Source organism: Companilactobacillus zhongbaensis, from assembly GCF_003946515.1.
Lineage (GTDB): Bacteria > Bacillota > Bacilli > Lactobacillales > Lactobacillaceae > Companilactobacillus > Companilactobacillus zhongbaensis.
In genome coordinates this window covers 57,188-75,907 of record NZ_RHOM01000003.1, presented here as the reverse complement: position 1 = coordinate 75,907, position 18,720 = coordinate 57,188, and the positions used below count along the sequence as shown (strand labels likewise).

General features: G+C 39.8%; 16 protein-coding genes. 10 read left to right on the top strand and 6 right to left on the bottom strand.

From position 1 onward, the window contains the following. Positions 1–134: 134 nt before the first annotated feature. The 4 genes from EKM69_RS02305 (at position 135) to EKM69_RS02290 (ending at position 5,778) form a co-directional block, all read left to right on the top strand. Positions 135–2,129 (top strand): glucose PTS transporter subunit IIA, encoded by a 1,995-nt coding sequence (locus tag EKM69_RS02305; protein WP_125707711.1) that lies wholly within the window; start codon positions 135–137, stop codon positions 2,127–2,129. Positions 2,130–2,691: 562 nt separating this feature from the next. Further along, positions 2,692–3,399 (top strand): hypothetical protein, encoded by a 708-nt coding sequence (locus EKM69_RS02300; protein WP_125707709.1) that lies wholly within the window; start codon positions 2,692–2,694, stop codon positions 3,397–3,399. 299 nt (positions 3,400–3,698) lie between these two features. After that, complete coding sequence (locus tag EKM69_RS02295; RefSeq protein ID WP_404825387.1) at positions 3,699–4,313, top strand: DPBB and LysM peptidoglycan-binding domain-containing protein; 615 nt, start codon at positions 3,699–3,701, stop codon at positions 4,311–4,313. 775 nt (positions 4,314–5,088) lie between these two features. After that, entirely contained in the window at positions 5,089–5,778 is a 690-nt protein-coding gene (locus tag EKM69_RS02290) for a GntR family transcriptional regulator (RefSeq protein ID WP_164505825.1), read from the top strand. Between the two features lie 74 nt (positions 5,779–5,852). Here EKM69_RS02290 and EKM69_RS02285 read toward each other — a convergent pair whose 3' ends face one another. The 5 genes from EKM69_RS02285 to thrC all read right to left on the bottom strand — a co-directional run bounded on the left by EKM69_RS02285 (position 5,853) and on the right by thrC (position 12,145). Further along, complete coding sequence (locus tag EKM69_RS02285) at positions 5,853–6,827, bottom strand: EamA family transporter (protein ID WP_164505824.1); 975 nt, start codon at positions 6,825–6,827, stop codon at positions 5,853–5,855. Positions 6,828–7,095: 268 nt separating this feature from the next. Beyond that, the gene (locus tag EKM69_RS02280; protein WP_125707701.1) at positions 7,096–8,271 is read right to left on the bottom strand and encodes a cation:proton antiporter; all 1,176 of its coding nucleotides are present in this window, start codon (positions 8,269–8,271) and stop codon (positions 7,096–7,098) included. Positions 8,272–9,350: 1,079 nt separating this feature from the next. Continuing rightward, positions 9,351–9,785 (bottom strand): ACT domain-containing protein, encoded by a 435-nt coding sequence (locus EKM69_RS02275; protein ID WP_125707699.1) that lies wholly within the window; start codon positions 9,783–9,785, stop codon positions 9,351–9,353. Between the two features lies 1 nt (position 9,786). Further along, on the bottom strand, positions 9,787–10,668 hold the full coding sequence (gene thrB / locus EKM69_RS02270) for a homoserine kinase (RefSeq protein ID WP_125707697.1): 882 nt from the start codon (positions 10,666–10,668) through the stop codon (positions 9,787–9,789). Next, positions 10,655–12,145, bottom strand: a complete 1,491-nt coding sequence (thrC, locus tag EKM69_RS02265; protein ID WP_125707695.1) for a threonine synthase — start codon at positions 12,143–12,145, stop codon at positions 10,655–10,657. Before thrC ends, thrB begins: the two co-directional genes overlap by 14 nt. 108 nt (positions 12,146–12,253) lie before the next feature. Here thrC and EKM69_RS02260 point away from each other — a divergent pair, with 108 nt between their 5' ends. After that, positions 12,254–13,462: a homoserine dehydrogenase gene (locus EKM69_RS02260; RefSeq protein ID WP_125707693.1), complete on the top strand. Its 1,209-nt coding sequence runs from the start codon at positions 12,254–12,256 to the stop codon at positions 13,460–13,462. Beyond that, positions 13,462–14,790, top strand: a complete 1,329-nt coding sequence (locus EKM69_RS02255; protein WP_125707691.1) for an aspartate kinase — start codon at positions 13,462–13,464, stop codon at positions 14,788–14,790. Before EKM69_RS02260 ends, EKM69_RS02255 begins: the two co-directional genes overlap by 1 nt. 630 nt (positions 14,791–15,420) lie before the next feature. Here EKM69_RS02255 and EKM69_RS02250 read toward each other — a convergent pair. Further along, complete coding sequence (locus EKM69_RS02250; RefSeq protein WP_125707689.1) at positions 15,421–16,158, bottom strand: SLAP domain-containing protein; 738 nt, start codon at positions 16,156–16,158, stop codon at positions 15,421–15,423. Between the two features lie 158 nt (positions 16,159–16,316). Between EKM69_RS02250 and EKM69_RS02245 the strand changes: the two genes are divergently transcribed. The 4 genes from EKM69_RS02245 (at position 16,317) to EKM69_RS02230 (ending at position 18,658) form a co-directional block, all read left to right on the top strand. Next, the gene (locus EKM69_RS02245) at positions 16,317–17,018 is read left to right on the top strand and encodes an NAD(P)H-dependent oxidoreductase (protein WP_125707687.1); all 702 of its coding nucleotides are present in this window, start codon (positions 16,317–16,319) and stop codon (positions 17,016–17,018) included. Then, the gene (locus EKM69_RS02240; RefSeq protein WP_125707685.1) at positions 17,011–17,190 is read left to right on the top strand and encodes a hypothetical protein; all 180 of its coding nucleotides are present in this window, start codon (positions 17,011–17,013) and stop codon (positions 17,188–17,190) included. Before EKM69_RS02245 ends, EKM69_RS02240 begins: the two co-directional genes overlap by 8 nt. A 522-nt stretch (positions 17,191–17,712) precedes the next feature. Beyond that, positions 17,713–18,150 (top strand): hypothetical protein, encoded by a 438-nt coding sequence (locus tag EKM69_RS02235; protein WP_125707683.1) that lies wholly within the window; start codon positions 17,713–17,715, stop codon positions 18,148–18,150. Then, a complete protein-coding gene (locus tag EKM69_RS02230) occupies positions 18,134–18,658 on the top strand; it encodes a WxL domain-containing protein (RefSeq protein WP_125707681.1) in 525 nt (174 codons plus the stop codon). The genes EKM69_RS02235 and EKM69_RS02230 overlap by 17 nt, the downstream gene beginning before the upstream one ends. Positions 18,659–18,720: the final 62 nt, after the last annotated feature.

Sequence of the window (18,720 nt, the reverse complement as noted above, 5' to 3'; positions counted from 1 at the left end):
AATTTAAAACAATATTTGTGAAAAATAATACTATTTTTTATATAAAATAATTTCTTAAATCGACTAAAAAAAACGCTTTCATTGAGCTAGAATAAAGAATGTAAATAAAACTCTGAGCATTCGGGGGTGTAATTATGAAAAATGAAGAAACCTTGCTTTCTCCAGCTAGTGGTCGGGTGATCGACATTACCGAAGTCAATGATCCGATGTTCTCGGAAAAAGCAATGGGTGATGGATTCGGGGTCATTCCTAACGATACCGAGATCCAAGCACCAATTTCTGGTAGTATCATGCTCGTTGCACCAACACAACATGCTATTGGAATCGCAGCCGATGATGGATTAGAAGTATTGATCCACATGGGTGTCGACACAGTCGAATTAGATGGTGATCCGTTTGACGTGCTAGTTTCAGAAGGTGACGTCGTTCATGCTGGGCAAGATATTGCGACGATGGACATCGATGCCATCAAAAAAGCAGGAAAAGCGACTGACATCATCGTCGCCATCACCAATTCCGCTAAGATGGTAAAAAGTTTACAACCAACACTTGGTTCAGTCGTAGTCGGTGGCAACGCTGCAACAGTTAACTTATTAACTGAAGATGCAGGAGATCAGCCAACGATGAAACGCAAAGGCAAGGTCAATTTTGATACCTTGGCTAAGGACATCATTAAAAATGTTGGTGGAGCTGATAATATCGATAATGTCATTCATTGTATTACTAGAGTTAGATTTTATTTGAAGGATGACAGCAAGGCCAACGATAAAATTGTTAAAAATCTCAACGGTGTGCTAGATGTTGCTCGTGCCGGTGGACAATATCAAGTAGTCATTGGACCAAAAGTAGAAGAAGCATACGATGCGGTGATCAAAGCTCTCGGACCAGCTTTTAGTGATGAAACTAAATCAGCACCAACTGAAAAAAGAGAAGCACCCAAGGGATTTTGGCCAAAGACTAAATTTTATTTCAGTTCCTTGATCGGTGTGATCACCGCCAGCATGATGCCAATTATCGGGCTATTGGCAGCATCCGGTATTTTAAAAGGATTATTAGCCCTATGCGTGTCGTTCCACTGGATCAGTGCATCAAGCAACACCTACATGATTATCAACGCAATGGGGGATGCAGTATTTTACTTCCTACCATTATTAGTTGGCTTTACCGCTGCCAAACGACTAGGAGCCAATCAGATCATCGTCGCCGTGATCGGTGGTGTTCTGGCATATCCAACCTTAGTTCAGCTAGCATCCAAAACAGCCAGCAGTCAAATGAACCTCAATGCCGACTTTTTCGGAATGCCGATCCACGTAGCCAACTACACTTACTCGATCTTCCCAATGATTGCAGCAGCTTGGTTAGCTTCAATCATCGAACCATGGCTGAAAAAACACATTAACGCATCGATCAGAATGATCGTCAGTCCGCTGATCGAAGTATTCGTAGTAAGTGCCGTGATCTTAGTCATCGTCGGACCAGTCATCACATTCTTGAGTTCGCTATTAGCAAGTGGAATCGTATCGCTACTAGCCTTCAGTCCTGCACTTTCCGGACTACTGATCGGTGGATTGTATCAATGCCTAGTAATCTTCGGATTACACTGGGCAGTGATCCCAGTAGTAGCGAGTCAAATAGCAACCACAGGACACAGTGCCTTAAATGCCATAGTTTCAGCAACCATGGTAGCTCAAGGTGCAGCAGTAATGGCCGTATTTTTCAAAACCAGAAAAAATATAGCCATCAAACAAATCGCAGGTGCAGCAACACTATCAGCCTTCGCCGGAATAACTGAACCAGCTATGTACGGAATCAACTTAAAATACGGAAGAATATTCTGGACAGCCAACATAGGTGGAGCAGTAGGAGGCTTCTTAACAGGCCTACTACACGTAGACATGTGGGGCTTCGCCGGCTCACTAATAGGCTTCGCATCCTTCATCAACCCATCAGGAATAGACAGCAGCTTCACAGGCTACCTAATAGCCTCAGCAGCAGCTCTAGTAGTAGGCTTCACCTGCACCTACTTATTCGGCTTCAAAGAAGAAGACCTAGAACAAAAGGTCCACACAGTAGAAAAAGTAAGACTAGGAAGCCGCGAACCAGCAATCAAAGAAGGTAATGAGAATTAGCCTAAAAATGAAAGCTACGAAAGTAACTAATCGACAAAACGTTATATATAGAAGCAAAAATCCCACTTCAAAAAAAAGAAGTGGGATTTTTAGGTTTATATTAAGCACTTCATATTTATCCAGATTAAAATGTTCTGGGGTTTAATGCTTTAGATTTTACTATTAAGAAGAACCTTGAGATAGACCAGCAACAAATAGGGAGAACAAAAAGTGTCAATTTGATCAAAAAGAATAGGGAGCCGACCAAAAAAAGAATATTGATGACAAATCTAGGTGGAGGGGCGGGGCGCTATATGGGTTCAGTAGCCAAATAATGGAACGTAAGTGCTGACGCACTTGCGCAACTGGTTCTTGGTGGTGGCTTCGCCACCGAACAACTAGGGAAGCCAATCCCATATAGCGCCCCGCCCCGGAACCGGCAGTGAACCACCACACAAACTACCACCACCATCCAATACCAAATTAAATTTAAAAACATTTCAATAAAAAGCTTGCGTTAAACCACACTGTAAGGGCTATATTATAAGTAGAAACAAAATAAAGTCTCAAATGAAGTGATCAAATGAAAGAAACAACATACTACTCAGTAATGCAAAAAGATGAACTAGCAATCCCGTGGACAGCAGACTCAAAAAAAATAGTAGAACTGCTAAAACAGGATCGCAACGCCATGCTACTAAGCATGACAGGTCGAGAAAATAAAAAAACCAAAGAATGGATCGATCATGGCATGATCGAAACGTATGAACAAGAAACGCTGGATCAACTAGTCAACGCTGAAGCCAACAAAAATATATACTTGAACAACGCGTTTGCCATCATTGATGACATCGATCAAAAAGGTGACCCCAACCACTCACCTTATATTAGTGCGCTTTATTTAGCTGCAGCATTAGCTAAAAAAATGTTATTCCCAGATAAAATGACTTGGATCTTAAACTTAGCCGTAACCTATGGAGTAGGTTATGGAGGAAGACTGAACCCCAAAGATTACGGGATCCCAAGTTGGAACCAAGATGACGCGGCATTCATCAAAAAACTGATCGAGCCACCGATCGAACCGCCAGTTTGGAATCAAAATAAAATTGACCTAAAATTCACGCCAATTAGTAACATGTACTATTTTCAAATGGCGCAAGCATTCCAAGATATCATGGAATTAATGAAACTCAACACAGGAGATTTTGATTTTTCACGTTTACAAATCAACCATTCTTTCGAATTGATCCACATGACTTTTGAATTAGCTAAGTTTTATCCGAGACGATAAATCGAAAAATATACAGAATTTTCAATATTTAGCCCACTATCAGGGCTTTTTTATTTGCATATAATTGTCCAGTATAAAATGCTCGACCCTTGAAATCCTTGCTATTAAAGCTTTTTGAAAAAATAGATTACAGCCATATTACTAAGGTTACATAAAAGGTGGAAATTGTAATTTTTATTCCCTATGCATGTAACATTCACCTGTTATAGTACTCTTCATAGCAAAGAGCTAATCTTAAAGAAAAGTAAGGATGTTTTTATTTTATGAAAAAAGTATTATCATTTGCATTTGTAAGTGCAATGGCATTAACAGCTTTCGGGATCAAGACAAGTACTTCTCAAGCTGCTACTACTGTGGACAGTAACCATGTATCTGTTGTTGCAGGTGACACATACAAGAGTATTGCCGAAGCTAACGGCGTAACAATCGCTGAATTAGAGCAAGCAAACGGACGTGAAATCGGAGGATTCGACTTGATCTTCCCTGGAGACATCGTAACGCTCCCAACAACAACTGCAGTTCAACAAAATGTTGAACAAACACAAACTCAAGCACCAGCTCAAGAACAAGCACCAGCACAACAAACTCAAGCACAACAACCAGCCCAAACACAAAGTGCACAAACTCAAGCTCCAGCAGCTTCACAATCAAAGGGAACTTTCAAAATTAGTTTCTATGATCCAGCTGTATTAGGTTCAAGCATGGGTTACGGTGGCGTTGCTGCCAACTTATCAATCTTCCCTAAGGGTACAAGATTGATGATCACATTGGCTGACGGTACAACAATGTACAGAACAGTTAATGACACAGGAACATTTGCTTATAGCAACCCTTATCAATTAGACGTTGCTATGCCTAACGCAAGTATTCCTTCATACGGAGTAACAACAGCTACAGTTTCTGTAGTTGGATAGTAAGTACAACTCAAGTTTTATTTAACTCAACATTATTTAATCGTGCGCCGGGCCATGCCTGGAGCACGATTTTTTTTGATTGTTGCAGTACTTGAGGTGAGAGAGCTTTTAGCAGACGAGAAGCGTTTTGCTTGGTTGATGTTTTAATGTTTGTTTGGTGGGATAGAGGTGGTAGTTTGGTGTGGCGGTTCACTGCCGACTCCGGGTCCTGGGATACAGCCGCTGGAACGCACCTGACACGATTTTGAGCTATTCGGGAAGATCGCCCGAACATCTCAAAACTCGGTCTTTCACTAGGCAATGAATTGCCAAGTGAAATTTAGGTGCTGAGGGCTGTATCGCAGGCCCCTCCGTCTAGATAGTGCAACAATCCCCCTTTTTTTTGATTGGGACCGATTTATTTTGTACAAGTTGGCACTTTTTGCGCGTCCTAGTTTTTGCGGTCTATCTCAGTTTCTATCTTTTCTGGTAAGTTCAAAAAGTCAAAGCCAAAATCAAAACTAAACCCGAGACCAAATCAAAAGCCAAATTGTCTTTTATGGTTGTTATAACTTGTGTATCATTTTTTATGTTTTGTTTTATTGATTTGAGCTCGCGTGCTTTTGCACGCACTCTCGCCTGGTATTTTTTGAGTTAGTGATTAACGCATACAATCTAGATGATGTCATATTTGATGGATTTTATTGCTTTGAATGAATTGTTTTTAAAAAGCCGAGCTATCGGCTTTTGAACTATGGTATCCTGTATACAAGAGTCGTTTTTAAAGGGGAAAGTTATGCCAATACCATCGTCAAAACCGTTTCAAAAACAAACTGCCAAGGATAAGGCTTATGAGCAGATCAAAGACTGGATCGTTAATGGTACTTTGATGCCTGAGGAAAAGCTGGCTGAGGTTGAATTAGCTCAGTCTATTGTTGTTTCTCGGACGCCTATTCGTGAAGCTTTGCTTCGATTGAATGAAGAGGGACTTGTTGTGATCGCTGCGGGGAAGATTACTCGAGTTGCTCCGATAGATGCTGATAATATTGCTGATTTGTTTGAGCCTATGGCCGTTATTGAGGGCCTGGCTGCTAATCAAGCTGCTTCTCGGATCGATGAAGCTAGTTTTAAAAAGCTTGCCAATTTGGAGAAGAAGTATCGTGTGTCTTTGAATTCCAATAAGTTAACGACTATTTTGAAGGCTGATCGGGTTTTTCACCAACAAATTTTAGCTATTGCTGACAACGATTATGAGACTAAGTTTTCGAATCAGTTGTACAATCATATTTATCGTTATGAATTATCGATGATCAAGTTGCTAGATGCTGATCATCAAAACTTCAAGATCACTACTAATCATGAGGCATTGCTCAAGGCTTTGGCTGAACAAAATTCGGTCAAGGCTAGCGCTACGATGACTAAGGATTGGTTGTCGACTTTGAAGAAGGTCGTTAGTATACAGGAGCTAACTGAAGCTAGCGAATGATGAATGTTGTATACAATAAAATATTAAAAAAAAGAGCTTGATGCAGACTATGATGGCCTGCTCAAACTCTTTTTTTATGCGCCTTGCGATCTGGCGATTGTTTTGTGTGGCTTTAATGGACGTTTATGGTATGGGATAGACTGAACGAAGACGGTACCGATGACCAAGATGATTCCTAAAGTGCCGATCCAGTTGAAACTGACTCCCATGAAAATCACGGCAATCAGAGTTGCTGATATTGGTTCAGCTGCCTGCAGTAATGAAATTGTGACTGGAGGAAGTAGCGGGATACTTTGTAATTCCATTAGGTAAGCAAAGACTGTGGCTGGAACGACCATGAAGAATAAGATCCAGAAAATATCCCAGCTCATCTTGGGGGCGCCGACCCAGATTGGTTGAACGAAGTTCATAATGATGCCGCCGATGAAAAATGACCATGCGACTACTGGTAGAGTGCCATAATCGTGCAGCAATTTAATGGGCATCAAAATGTAAAGTGAGTCAGATAAAGCTAGTAAAAAGCCCCAAATGATTGCTGCTAAAGGAACGTATAAGGTACTGAGGTCTCCTTGGGTGATCAAGAGGAAGGTACCGATCACGGCTAATCCGACGGTGATCGATTGCAGCAACGAAGGTAGTTTTCGTTTTTTTAAAGCGACATATGCAATGATCAAAACCGGTGAAGTAAACTGTAAAATCGTTGCCGTCGCAGCATTGCTATATTTGATAGTCATGAAGTAAGTCAGTTGAATGCCAAGCATTGCTAAGATGCTGAAAGTCAGTAAGGAGATGCTGCTTTTTAAATGTCTCCAAACAGCCATTACGTAGTCGGTCCCGTGCGTCAACCAAGTGAAAGCTAATAAAATTATCCCGGCTATCAACAGCCGAAAACTGATGATCCAAGTGACTGACATGTGTGTCGAGTTGAAAAGATATTGCGCGACGTTTCCCGCCGTTCCCCATAAAATTTGACTGCTGATCGATAATAAGATACCGAAATTCCTAATGTGTGAAGTGGCAGATCTTGCCGATAAAATTTTGCTGGCCAATCTTAGCCTCCCAACTCTCAATCGTAGTTAACGTCAATGAAATTGAGACTGAATAAATCAAGTGTACATCAGTAACTTTAACACGGATCAAATTATTTATACTTTAAAAAAATATTTTTTCAAAAAGTGTTGTTATCGCTACATTTCTGATTCGGGTTCAGTATAACAAGCACATTGAATCATGGCATGTCAGATCTGGAAAAATTTTGTTTATAATTTATCAAATAAAAAAAGATGACGAAATTTTTTCGCCATCCAAATATTTTTTTTAAGAAGCACGTTTACTATCAATAATTTTGTTAAATAAAGTTGGACAAACTAGACATGTAATAATGGCCGCTAAAGTAATGGCACCAGCTTGAGTCTCTGTGATCAGTTCCAAACTCTTGCCGACTTCCAAAATAGGAAGGACCAAGGTGATAGTTGTCGCAGTTAAAACAGCGGCAGCTAAAGCCAAACGATGGCCAAAACGGTGTCTGAAGACCAAGTAAACGATGGCTTTTGAAATAACGAAAGCTATCAAGAATACCGGAATCAGGATCAAAGCTTTCGGATTAGCAAAGAGGGAACGAAGATCGAGATTAACTCCAGTAACAATGAAGAAAATCGGGATGAAAAATCCGTATCCCATCGAACTCAACTTATCCATCGTATCTTCCTTAGGCTGAAGCAACTTCATAACCGCTCCAGCTAAGAAAGCACCCAAGATACTTTCGGCACCGATTTGTTCGGCAAAAGTAACCAGGGCAAATATCAAGAAAAATGCCAAGCGGATATCTAACTGTGTGGTAGTCTTATCGATCTGTTCAAAGAAACCAAAGACCGGTTTAAATCGCCGAAGCAAAAAGATTGCAATCAAGAAAATAACCGGCAAACCGAAAGCGGAAATATAACTCTTCTGCTTGACCGCCGAATAAATAGTCAAAGCAACTAACGGAATAAATTCACCTAAAACAGCCGTAAGCAAAATAGTCTGACCATACTCTTTATCAAGCAAACCAGTTTCTTTCAACAAAGAAATCAGTACACCCATAGCAATAGTACAGAACAAAATCGTTGCTAGGATAAAGTTATTAAAAATGCCGGTTGTATACAAAATTCCACTAAGAGCCAAAGAAAGAATCAAAATACTAAAAAAACCAAGCGAAGCGATCCCCAAAGGAGAACTCTCCTTAGCCTTAGCTTTAGCCTTGTTCTTAGCCGGTTCAAGTAAAGAAAAATTAATCTCCATACCACCAAGGAAAATCAACATAATAACACCTAGGTTAGCCAAATAACGCAAAGTCATATCAGGCTGAACCAAATTCAAACCAGTCTTACCAATAATGATCCCCATGATAATTTCAGAAACCGCACCAGGCACTCGAGTAATTCGAAAACGAGCCAAAATCAAAGGAGTAGCCAGCGCGGCAAAAAGCGTAATCAATAATGAAAATTTAGCCATAATATCTCTCCTCAATGAGTAACACCTAAAGTCTATTACAGTTAAGGAAATAAGAAAACCCTAAGAAAGAACATAGCAAATTCAAACAATCGTCATACTTTTCAGATAGGGTATAAACAAGAGAGCGAAGGGGCACGTTCAGTTGCTGAGGATTAACGCGGGTGGTCGCACAGAGGTGCTGCGAGGCAGCGCCGCGACCACCTGTGTTAACCGGAGGCCGCTGTGCCCCGCAGCTCGTCTCCGCAACAAAGCGGGCAACATCTGGCATAACTCAATAAAAAAATAGTAACCCAAGTAATAAAAGTAAGAACAATAAACAATCATTGAACAATCTTAAACACATAAAATAAATACAAAAAATCCCAACCAAGTCAGGAGCAATAAATATTGATGGAATTCGTCTTCATGGTAGTAGCCTTCATAGTAGGAATAGTATTCCTAGTAACAGGAACCCACCTAAAAAACAACTACTATCAAAAACCTGCTACATAGTAGGAGCCTTCGGAGTACTATTGGCAATGTACATAGCCTGGCCAAAGTAAAAAAAAAAAGGGTCATCGCGAGAGTGCGGGGGAGAAGCCCCAGCACGCGAGCAAAAAAAGGAACGAAGGGCAGAGAGAAAAAGGTCTTGAACTAGCACTTGATCTTACAAGTAAAAGAAGAAACTGAGATAGACCGAAAATACTAGGACGCGCTAAAAGTGCCAACTTGATTAAAAAAAATCGGTCAAAATAAAAAAAGGGGGGGGATTGGCTTACCTCCATCTAGGCGGAGGGGTCTGGGGATACAGCCCTCAGTCGCCAAATTATTCTTAGCGATTTATCGCTTAGAATAAGACTCGTATTTGAGATCGTCGAAGTGCACTTCTTCGAGGAGCTCAAATCGAGTCGGCAGCGTTCCAGCGGCTGTATCCCCGGGCCCCGGAGCCGGCAGTGAACCACCTCACCAAACTACCACCACTATCCCAATCCACCAAACAAACATCAAAACTCCACCCAAGCAAAACGCTTCTCGTCTGCCAAAAACTCTCTCACCTCAAGAAAAAAAGCCTGTTCCCAAAAAAGGAAACAGACTTAAAGCTACTCTATCGATATCAACTGCACATTACTGATCCCATCAAAATCCTTCAACTGCCCAAGCAGATCATCAATAGTACCAGACAAATTACTAATATCAAACGATAAAACCACACTAGCCAAATCATGAATAGGAATATTTTGATTAATAGTTAAAACACTAGCATTGGCATCCGACAAAATCACCAAAACCTTCGACAGCAAACCTTGCTCATGTTCAAGCATCATCGAAACCAAAGCTTTTCGAGTCGTACGATTCTCATCAGGTAAGAAAACCAGATCCTTGTACTTGTAATAAGTACCTCGACTGATCCCAACCTGCTTAACAGCATCACTAACTTGATGAGTTTTTCCACTTTCGATCAACTTACGAGCTCTGATCACCTTATCAAAAGATTCGGGCAAGATCGAACCGTCAACAATGTAGTATTTCTCCACTTTAAATTACCTCGCTCATTACTCCATTAGTATCAACATTTACATGATTGACTTCCCAAGTTGGGAAGTCTTTTTTTGCGTTAGCAACTATTTGTTCGGCATCTTCACTACTGTTGACGATTGCCATCATAGTGGAGCCGCTGCCGCTAATATACATTGTACCATTAGCTTGCTGACAAATATCTTTAGCTTTTTGATAATCAGGGATCAATTTTGAACGATATGGTTCGTGCATTTTATCGATGATACTTTCCCTGATCAAATTGAGGTCACCTAATTCCATCGCTTTAGAAAGGGCGACTGCATGACCGACTTGATAAATTGCTTCATGATAGCTCATTTCTGAAGGTAAGATCTCCCGAGCTTTTTCCGTGCTCACTTGGTAGTCGGGAATCAGAGTAACGAATTCTAGTTGGTCATTAACATCAAAATGAACTGTCTGAACGTCTTTTTGTTCATCGATGAAAGAAACACCCAGCTTTCCGTAAATCGCAGGAGAAACGTTGTCAGGATGACCTTCCATCTCTGTGGCCAAATCAAGCAACTCGGCACGATCCATCGGTGAATCAAACCAAGCATTAGCCCCTTGAAGCCCGGCCACGATGCAAAAAGCCGAACTGCCTAGTCCTCGGGCAACGGGGATGTTATTTTCGATATTGATCTTCACGTTAGGAACTGGTTTGTCTAAGTGTCGACAAGCCTTCACGAAAGCCTGATAGACTAAATTGTCTGAATTTCTGAATTCTTTCGGACAACCAGTGATCTCTAATTTTTCAGCAGATTTTTCAAATTCAACCGATGAGTAAAGGGAAACTGCCAAACCCATACAGTCAAAACCAACGCCAATATTGGCACTTGTAGCGGGAACTTTAATTCTTATCATAAAACTCTTCCTCAACTTTCGACTTTACGTATTCTTTCATTTGATCTTTATCGATAACGTCTTGGTGGAGGGTAGGTAAGTTCCAAACGTTAGCTAAATTTTCAGGGATCGGAATGTCTGTGACTTGAGCCAATTTTTGCATCACATCAAAGTCGTCATTAGGCACGGCATCTAAGATAGATTGAGCAACGACTCTGACAAATTTGTATGGACTAGCTGTACTCAACAAAACATTTGGTGTCTTATCGCCAGTTTTTTCGTAATCACGCATAACTTTGTAACCAACAGCAGTATGTGGATCCATTAAATAATATTCATCTTGATAAACTTGCTTGATCGATTGTTCGATTTCTTTATCAGTACTGAAACCACAGTAGAAATCTTTTTTAATATTAGCCATTACTTCATCGGAAACTTGGTAGCGACCAGTGGATTCAAGCTGGTTCATCAGATCCTTGACGTAGTCAGTATTTTCGTTGCTCTTATAATAGAGGAGTCTTTCGAAGTTACTGGAAATTTGAATGTCCATACTTGGTGCGACTGTTTGGAAAAATGGCATGTTACGGTCATAAATGCCTGTTTCAAAAAATTTTGTTAGGACGTTATTTTCGTTACTTGCGACGATAAATTTATTAACAGGCAAACCCATTTGCTTAGCATAGTATCCAGCTAAGACGTCACCAAAGTTTCCAGTAGGGACAGTGAAATTAACTTTGTCACCTAATTTGATCGACTTCTTATTGACCAACTGTATATATGAAGCAAAGTAGTAAACCACTTGTGGGATCAATCGACCAATATTGATTGAATTGGCACTCGACAAGCTGACTTTTGGACCTAATTCTTTTTCGAGCTCCTTATCATTGAAGATCTTCTTAACGTTGCTTTGAGCATCGTCAAAGTTTCCGCGGATGGCAGTGATCTCTGTGTTACTACCATTAGTAGTCTCCATTTGAAGTTGCTGGATCTTGCTGACTCCGTTGTGGGGGTAAAAAACAGTGATACCCATGTGCTCGAGATTTTTGAAGCCTTCCAAAGCAGCTTTTCCAGTGTCACCACTAGTTGCTGTCAAGATCATGACTTTACTGTCGTCATCTAAGACGTGTTTCATTAGTTGAGGTAACATTTGCAAGCCAACATCTTTAAAAGCACTAGTTGGTCCGTGGAACAGTTCCAAAACGTGGAAATTGTCAACATCAACTACGGGAGTTATATCGGTGGTGTCAAAACTACTATTATAAGCATTGTTGATACTATCTTCGATTTCTTCTTTGGAGAAGTCGGGGAGTAGTTTCTCTAAAACGATGGCAGCAATTTGTTGATAGCTGAGATCTTTTAGTGAACTCAGGTCAACTTTTAACTGTGATAGTTCGGGATAAACGAACAATCCACCGTCATCAGCGAAACCTTTTTTGATAGCATTTTTTGCCGATATTTGTATATTTTTATCTCTTGTACTTATGTAGTTTTTATTCATGGTTTATAACTCCTTGCATTTCGAATGTCTATATGGTAACCTGTTTTTAATTCAAAAACAAGTGTTTATGAATAGTGAACACTAAATAAATAACAGGAGGTTAAACCTATGAAAATCGCAATATTAGGATTTGGTACAGTTGGAAAAGGCGTATATGAAATAGTAAAGAAGGCGAATGTTCAAACCCAAAACCTCTCTGTTAGTCACATTTTCATTAGAAAAAACAAAAAACGTATTTTGCCAGAAATGACAGATGACATTAACGAGATTTTGGAAGATAAACAAACAGACGTAGTAGTAGAAGCACTCGGTGGTATTGAACCGGCCCATGAATTTATTTTGAAAGCATTAAAGCAAGGCAAACATGTCATCACAGCAAACAAAGCGGTGATCGCTCTATACTTGAAAGAATTCACAGACGCTGCAAGGGAAAATAACGTTAAGTTTTACTTCGAAGCTTCCGTTGGTGGAGGTATCCCTTGGATCCAAGGACTTGAAAAAGCTCTTCGGATCGACAGCGTCAATTCTATTTCCGGGATCTTTAATGGAACAAGTAACTTCATTTTGGACCAAATGAGTAAAAATGGCGAGTCTTTTGAAAAAGTTTTGCAAAAAGCTCAAGACTTGGGATATGCCGAAGCTGATCCTAGTGCTGATATCGACGGTATTGATGTAGCTAATAAGCTTTGCATCAGTGCTGACATTGCTTACAACATCAACATTCAAGATCGTAAAAACTTACCAGTATTTGGTATCAGAAACATCACAGCTAAGGATGTAGAATTTTTTGATAAAAATGGTTTCTCCGTTAAATTGATCGGACGGACACATCAAAAAGGCAACCAATTTGATTACGTAGTGGAACCAACACTATTTGTGAAACACACATTGGAAGCTAACACACCCGACAATTACAACTTGATCTCATTGAACGGAGATACAATCGGCAAACTCGACTTCTTTGGCCAAGGAGCTGGAATGTTCCCAACAGCTAATGCAGTCGTCCAAGACTTGTTGGATATCAAAGAAGCAAAAGATCATCTTAAACGCAATTTTGAAAACAAAATGGAATACAATCCAGAATTAACTAGTGCCGATTATTTAGTAAGATCAGATGCCAATATCGCTTCGTTATTTAAAGATTACGCACCTGCACAAAACGGCAATTACATTATCGTCCACAAGATCCCTGTAGGAAAGATGCATGAGATCATGGACTCAATTCTCAAAGTCGACGAATCAGCATTCATGGTAAGTTTACCCAGTAACAGCAAACTTGCTAACAACAAAATCTCAAAACAGGAGGCCGTCGCATAATGAAAGTAGCAAAATTTGGCGGTAGCTCTGTGGCCGATGCCAATCAATTTAGAAAAGTAAAAAATATCATCGAAAGTGATTCAGAACGTCAAGTCGTTGTCGTAAGTGCTGCTGGTAAAAGTGCCGCAGAACCAGTTAAGGTAACAGACATGTTGATCGAATTGGAAAAAGCGCTCAAAGCGGGTACAGACTTCCAACGATTGTTCGATCACGTGAGTGATCGGATTCTAAAAATCAGAAATGATTTGAAACTAGATGTAAATATCGAAGCTGACTTAGCTTTGATCAAAGCTAACCTCAATAATTGTTCACACGACTACTTAGTATCTCGTGGTGAATTTTTAACAGGTAAATTAATGGCTGCATATTTGAACTTTAAATTTGTTGACCCTAAAGACGTAATGATTTTTAAGGGTGATGAGTTTGACTATCAAGCATCGCTTGACCGTATCTCAAAAGTTTATGCAGAAAATGACCACTTGCTCGTCCCTGGTTTTTATGGGGCATATGCTTCTGGAAATATTCACTTAATGCCTCGTGGTGGTAGTGATATTTCTGGTTCGATCTTAGCAAGTTTATTAAACGCTGATCTTTACGAAAACTGGACAGACGTTTCCGGAATTTTGATGGCTGATCCTCGGATCGTGGATCACTCGAAGAAGATCGACGTTTTGACATACGATGAACTTCAGGAATTATCTTACATGGGAATCGGCGTCTTCCAAGAAGAAGCTGTTCGCCCAGTACGTGAAAAGAAGATCCCTACAAAGATCTTGAACACAAATCATCCTGAAGAGGGCGGTACATTAGTAGTTGATTCTGAACACGAAATGATCAGTGATCAGATCATCACAGGTATTGCCGGTAAGAAAAATTATACTGTTATTACTATTAAAAAATATCAACTTAATAAGCATATTGAAGTCTTGCAAAAAGTTTTGGCTGTGTTGCAAAAGTATCACGTAGCTATTAACTATGTTCCTTCTGGTAGCGATGCTTTTAGCTTTTTGTTCCAAGGTGCTGAGGTTCAAGCACATTTGGATTTGATTTTAGCGCAGCTTCGTAGCTCTTGTGGATTGGACGATGTTGAGGTTAATAGGGATATTGCTTTGGTGGCTGCGGTTTCGTTGCAGTTGAGCAAGCGTCCTGCTATTGCTGGTAAGATTTTGGATTATTTGGACAATAGTTTGATCAATGTTCGTTTGGTTATTCAGGAGGGTAGCGATATGAAGGTTGTCTTTGGTGTTTCTAATGATGATTATGAGAAGACTATTGCTAAGATTTATCGCGAGGCTATGTTTCGGCATTACAAGAAGATCCCTGCTTAGTTAGTTTGACTCTGGACGCGTTTTGCGTGTTCAGAGTTTTTTTCTTGAGGTGAGAGGGGGCTTTTCTTGAGGTGAGAGAGTTTTTGGCAGACGAGAAGCGTTTTGCTTTGGTAGTTGTTGGTGATTTTTGGTGGTTTGGTTTGGGATAGAGGTAGTATTTTGGTTGGAGGTTCACTGCCGACTCCGGGGCCCGGGGATACAGACGCTGGCTTCCTTAGTTGTTCGGTGGCGTAGCCACCACCAAGAACCAGTTGCGCAAGTGCGTCAGCACTTACGTTCCATAATTTAGGTGCTGAGGTCTGTATCCCCGGGCCCCTCCGTCTAGGTGGTGCAACAATCCCCCCCTTTTTTGTGGTTGGGACCGAGTTTTTTTGATCAAATTGGCACTTTTTGATCGTCCTAGTTTTTGCGTTCTATCTCAGTTTCTATGATTTCTGGTAAAATCAAGATCTTATTTAAATAAAGCAAGGTTAAGTTCTAAATCAAAATCCTTTCCATTCCGTTTTTGTTTATTCTTGGCTCGCGTGCTTGATTCTCGCACTCTCGCGGTGTTTCTTTTTTCATCTGTTTTGGGAACTTTTTTTTGGACACAAAAATAGCGCATCTTTTTGGATGCGCTGTTTGTTTTCTTTAAAGGTTTGGGTAGAAGGATTTTAGTCTTAGATATAATCCGCTTGGATCTTCTCCTGCGTAATTGGAAATTGCGTATTCTGTGGTTAGTAGTTCATTTGGTATTGCGTCTAGGACTGGTTGGTTTATGTTGTTGTTTTCTACTAATAAGTAACGGATTTGTAGTGGTTCTGCTCCGTAGTAGTTTCTTGCTGGATTGAAGTTCGGGATGTTTTCTACTTTTTGTGGTGTGCCGCTTGGATCTACTAGGCCACTTACTACGTAGCCGTTGGTTGATACTTGGTAGTAGGTGATGCCGAAGCTGTTTTTGATTACTCGGCTTACTTTGTATGGTGTGTTATTGCCGATCCAGCTTTGGACTTTGCCGGTGTTGCCGTTGAATACTGGTACTTTTTGGTACTTGGTTGAGACGGTTAGGTTTTGATTGCTGGTTCTGGTGCTTGGTGTGTAGGTGGTTGCTCTTTTGAAGGATACGTCTGAGGCTTTGACGTATTCGTTGGTTGATACTTGGTAGTAGGTTATGTTTCCTACTATGTTTGTTTTGCCGGTGATCCAGTCGGTGTTGGCTGCAAGGGCTCGGTTGTTTAGTAGTTTTCCTTTTTTGTCGAAGAGGCGTGTTTGTGGAACGTCTGCTCTGGTTGTTACTACGGTTGCTGCTGACGCGCTGTTTGCGTTAAAAAGGAAAATTGCTGAAGTTACGATGGCAGTCGATAGTAAAAATGTGATTGATTTTTTCATTTTTAAAACCCCCAAATATGAATGACTTTGACTTAAGTGTAATCATTTTTTAAATCGCTTACAATATAAAAAGTTATAAAATTTATAAATAAATCCCGGTGATCAAATTTTGTTGATTTCTGGTATCCTAGACTTAATAATTTAGTGAAGGTGATCTTATCAAAACTTTAGTTGTAGTCTCACATCCAGACATAAATAATTCGCAAACAGAGGCTTTTTTAAAAAAGGGTTCTGAACAAGTTGATGTTATTTGGCATCACGTTGAATCACTCAAGGGGATCGATGTTGATTTTGAACGGAAGTTGATTGGTTCTTGTGAGCGGATCATTTTCCAATTTCCTCTATATTGGTACTCGGCTCCGGCGGGTCTAAAAAACTGGATCGATAAAGTTTTTAGTCGTAATTATGTATATGGCGATGGTCAGTATCATTTGGCCGACAAGGAATTTGGTCTGGTCGTGACAACTGGCTTGGCTAAAAAAGATTTTCAAGTGGGTGGGATCGAATCGATGACAATGGATCAGTTGATGGCGCCATACCGCGCTTTTGCCCATCGTGCTCACATGAAGATACTGCCATTATTTTTAGTCGATCAATTTTGGTATAAGACAGAGTCGCAACAACAACAGCTACTGATCGACTATCAGCGTTATTTAAACCAGGACTTTCCTGACTCATTAGCAAACCGGCAAGCATGGTTTGAAAAACGTTTAGAGAAGTTCGTTGACGGATTGGATGAAGCCGATGGAAAAATCGGTCAATTGATTTTAGATACTTATCAGCAACAGATCGATGAATTGGACCAATTAAACGACACTTTGAAAATGATCAAAGAAGGGGAGGACGACAGTCTTGAGTAAAGAAAATATTTGGTTAGTCGAGCAAGTCAAAGCTTTGGCGAAGAAACAAAACGAATATGAAGATCGAGCTTTTTTGTATGCTCTACAAACTGTGATCAAGGAACAGCAGAAACGTAGTGAACAGATCCAAAGCGAGTTGGATGGTCGTCTGTGGAATCATACCAATTGGTAATTGACCTGTAATTGCAAAAATAACTTTAAGTTAATTTTCTAAAGACCTGTAAATTCAGGTCTTTTTTATTTGGATTTTAATTTTCATGGTAACAAAATACCACTTCTTATTAATTTGTGATGATATTAACAATAACTATTTTATTAATATAACGTTAAATATGAATAATATGTATCATATTTGAACGATTAGTCAAGAAAAGATTTAAAAAGTTAAGGATTATATTTTTGATCTTATTTTTTACATGAAATATAGTTGCAAACAATGATTGGATTAATTTGTTGATTTAACAATGTTTCTCAATAAAACTAGACCATTATTTATTTTATAAATTTTGCATACTTAAAAAATGTAAAAAAATATTCAATTTTAGAAACCGCTACCATAGCAATTGTGTGGTGGATTATAGTATAATTTACATATAGTAAAATAATATTTTGCATCAGGAATATTTATCATCTATACCGATTTATTAATGTTATGAAGAGATTAATTTTCCTGATGTGATTTAGGAGGGTTGTGATGTGGAAGAAATTTAGTTTATTCATATTGCTAGTTTTTCCAATGCTGATGCTTTTACAGTCACAACTTACCACGACTGTAAAAGCTGATTCACAGTCGAGCTACTATGACCTTACGCTCACTACTAATAATAGTGGCGGTGGAAACGGCGGTAATACTACCAATCCCGGTGGTGATAACAATGGTTCCTCTGCTGGTGGTGGTGACTCAAGCACGAATGGCAACAACGGTGGTTCTAATCAAACTACCAAAGCTCCAGGTTCTACCACGACAAGCAATAATCCAAATAATGGATTTGGCTTGTTGCCACAAACAAACAATTTACAGGAAGGCCTTTTATTAGGGATGGTAGTGCTAATAATCGCACTAACAAGTTGGGTTGTTTATCTCTTAATAGAAGGAAAGAGAAGGGAAAAATCAAATGAAAAAATTAGTTAAGCTCACATCAATTTTAGGCGCTACAGTACTTGGACTTACTACAGCAGGAGTTGGTGTTGTAAATGCTTCCGATGTTACACCAGATGAAAATGGTTCTGCATCAACAACTGCCACAGTTGGCCTTCAAGATGATCCTAATGCCAAGATTGAATTAGTTAAAGCTCCAATTTTTGACTTCGGTTCAAGTCTAATTGGATCAAAAACATTGGATCTTCAAGCTGAAAAAGTGGATTCACCATTGCAAGTAAATAACCCTGGTAAAGATTCCGGTTGGAATGTCACTTTAGCTGGAACTCCATTCAAGAACGCTGATGGATCAAAGACTTTGACTGGTGCTACCTTTACTCTGAATGGTGTAGTTTCATCCGAAGATACAAATAACGTAAGTACAGCACCTACAACGAGTTCTGTAGAAGTTAATGAATCTGCAGCTCCAATCTTTACAGCAGCAGCAAATGCAGGTCTTGGTAAGCGGATACATACACTTCAGACCTTACATGGACATTGACAAACGCTCCATCATAATTTTTTGAACCAATCAAAATAAAATAAGCCTCAAGAAAGGACAAT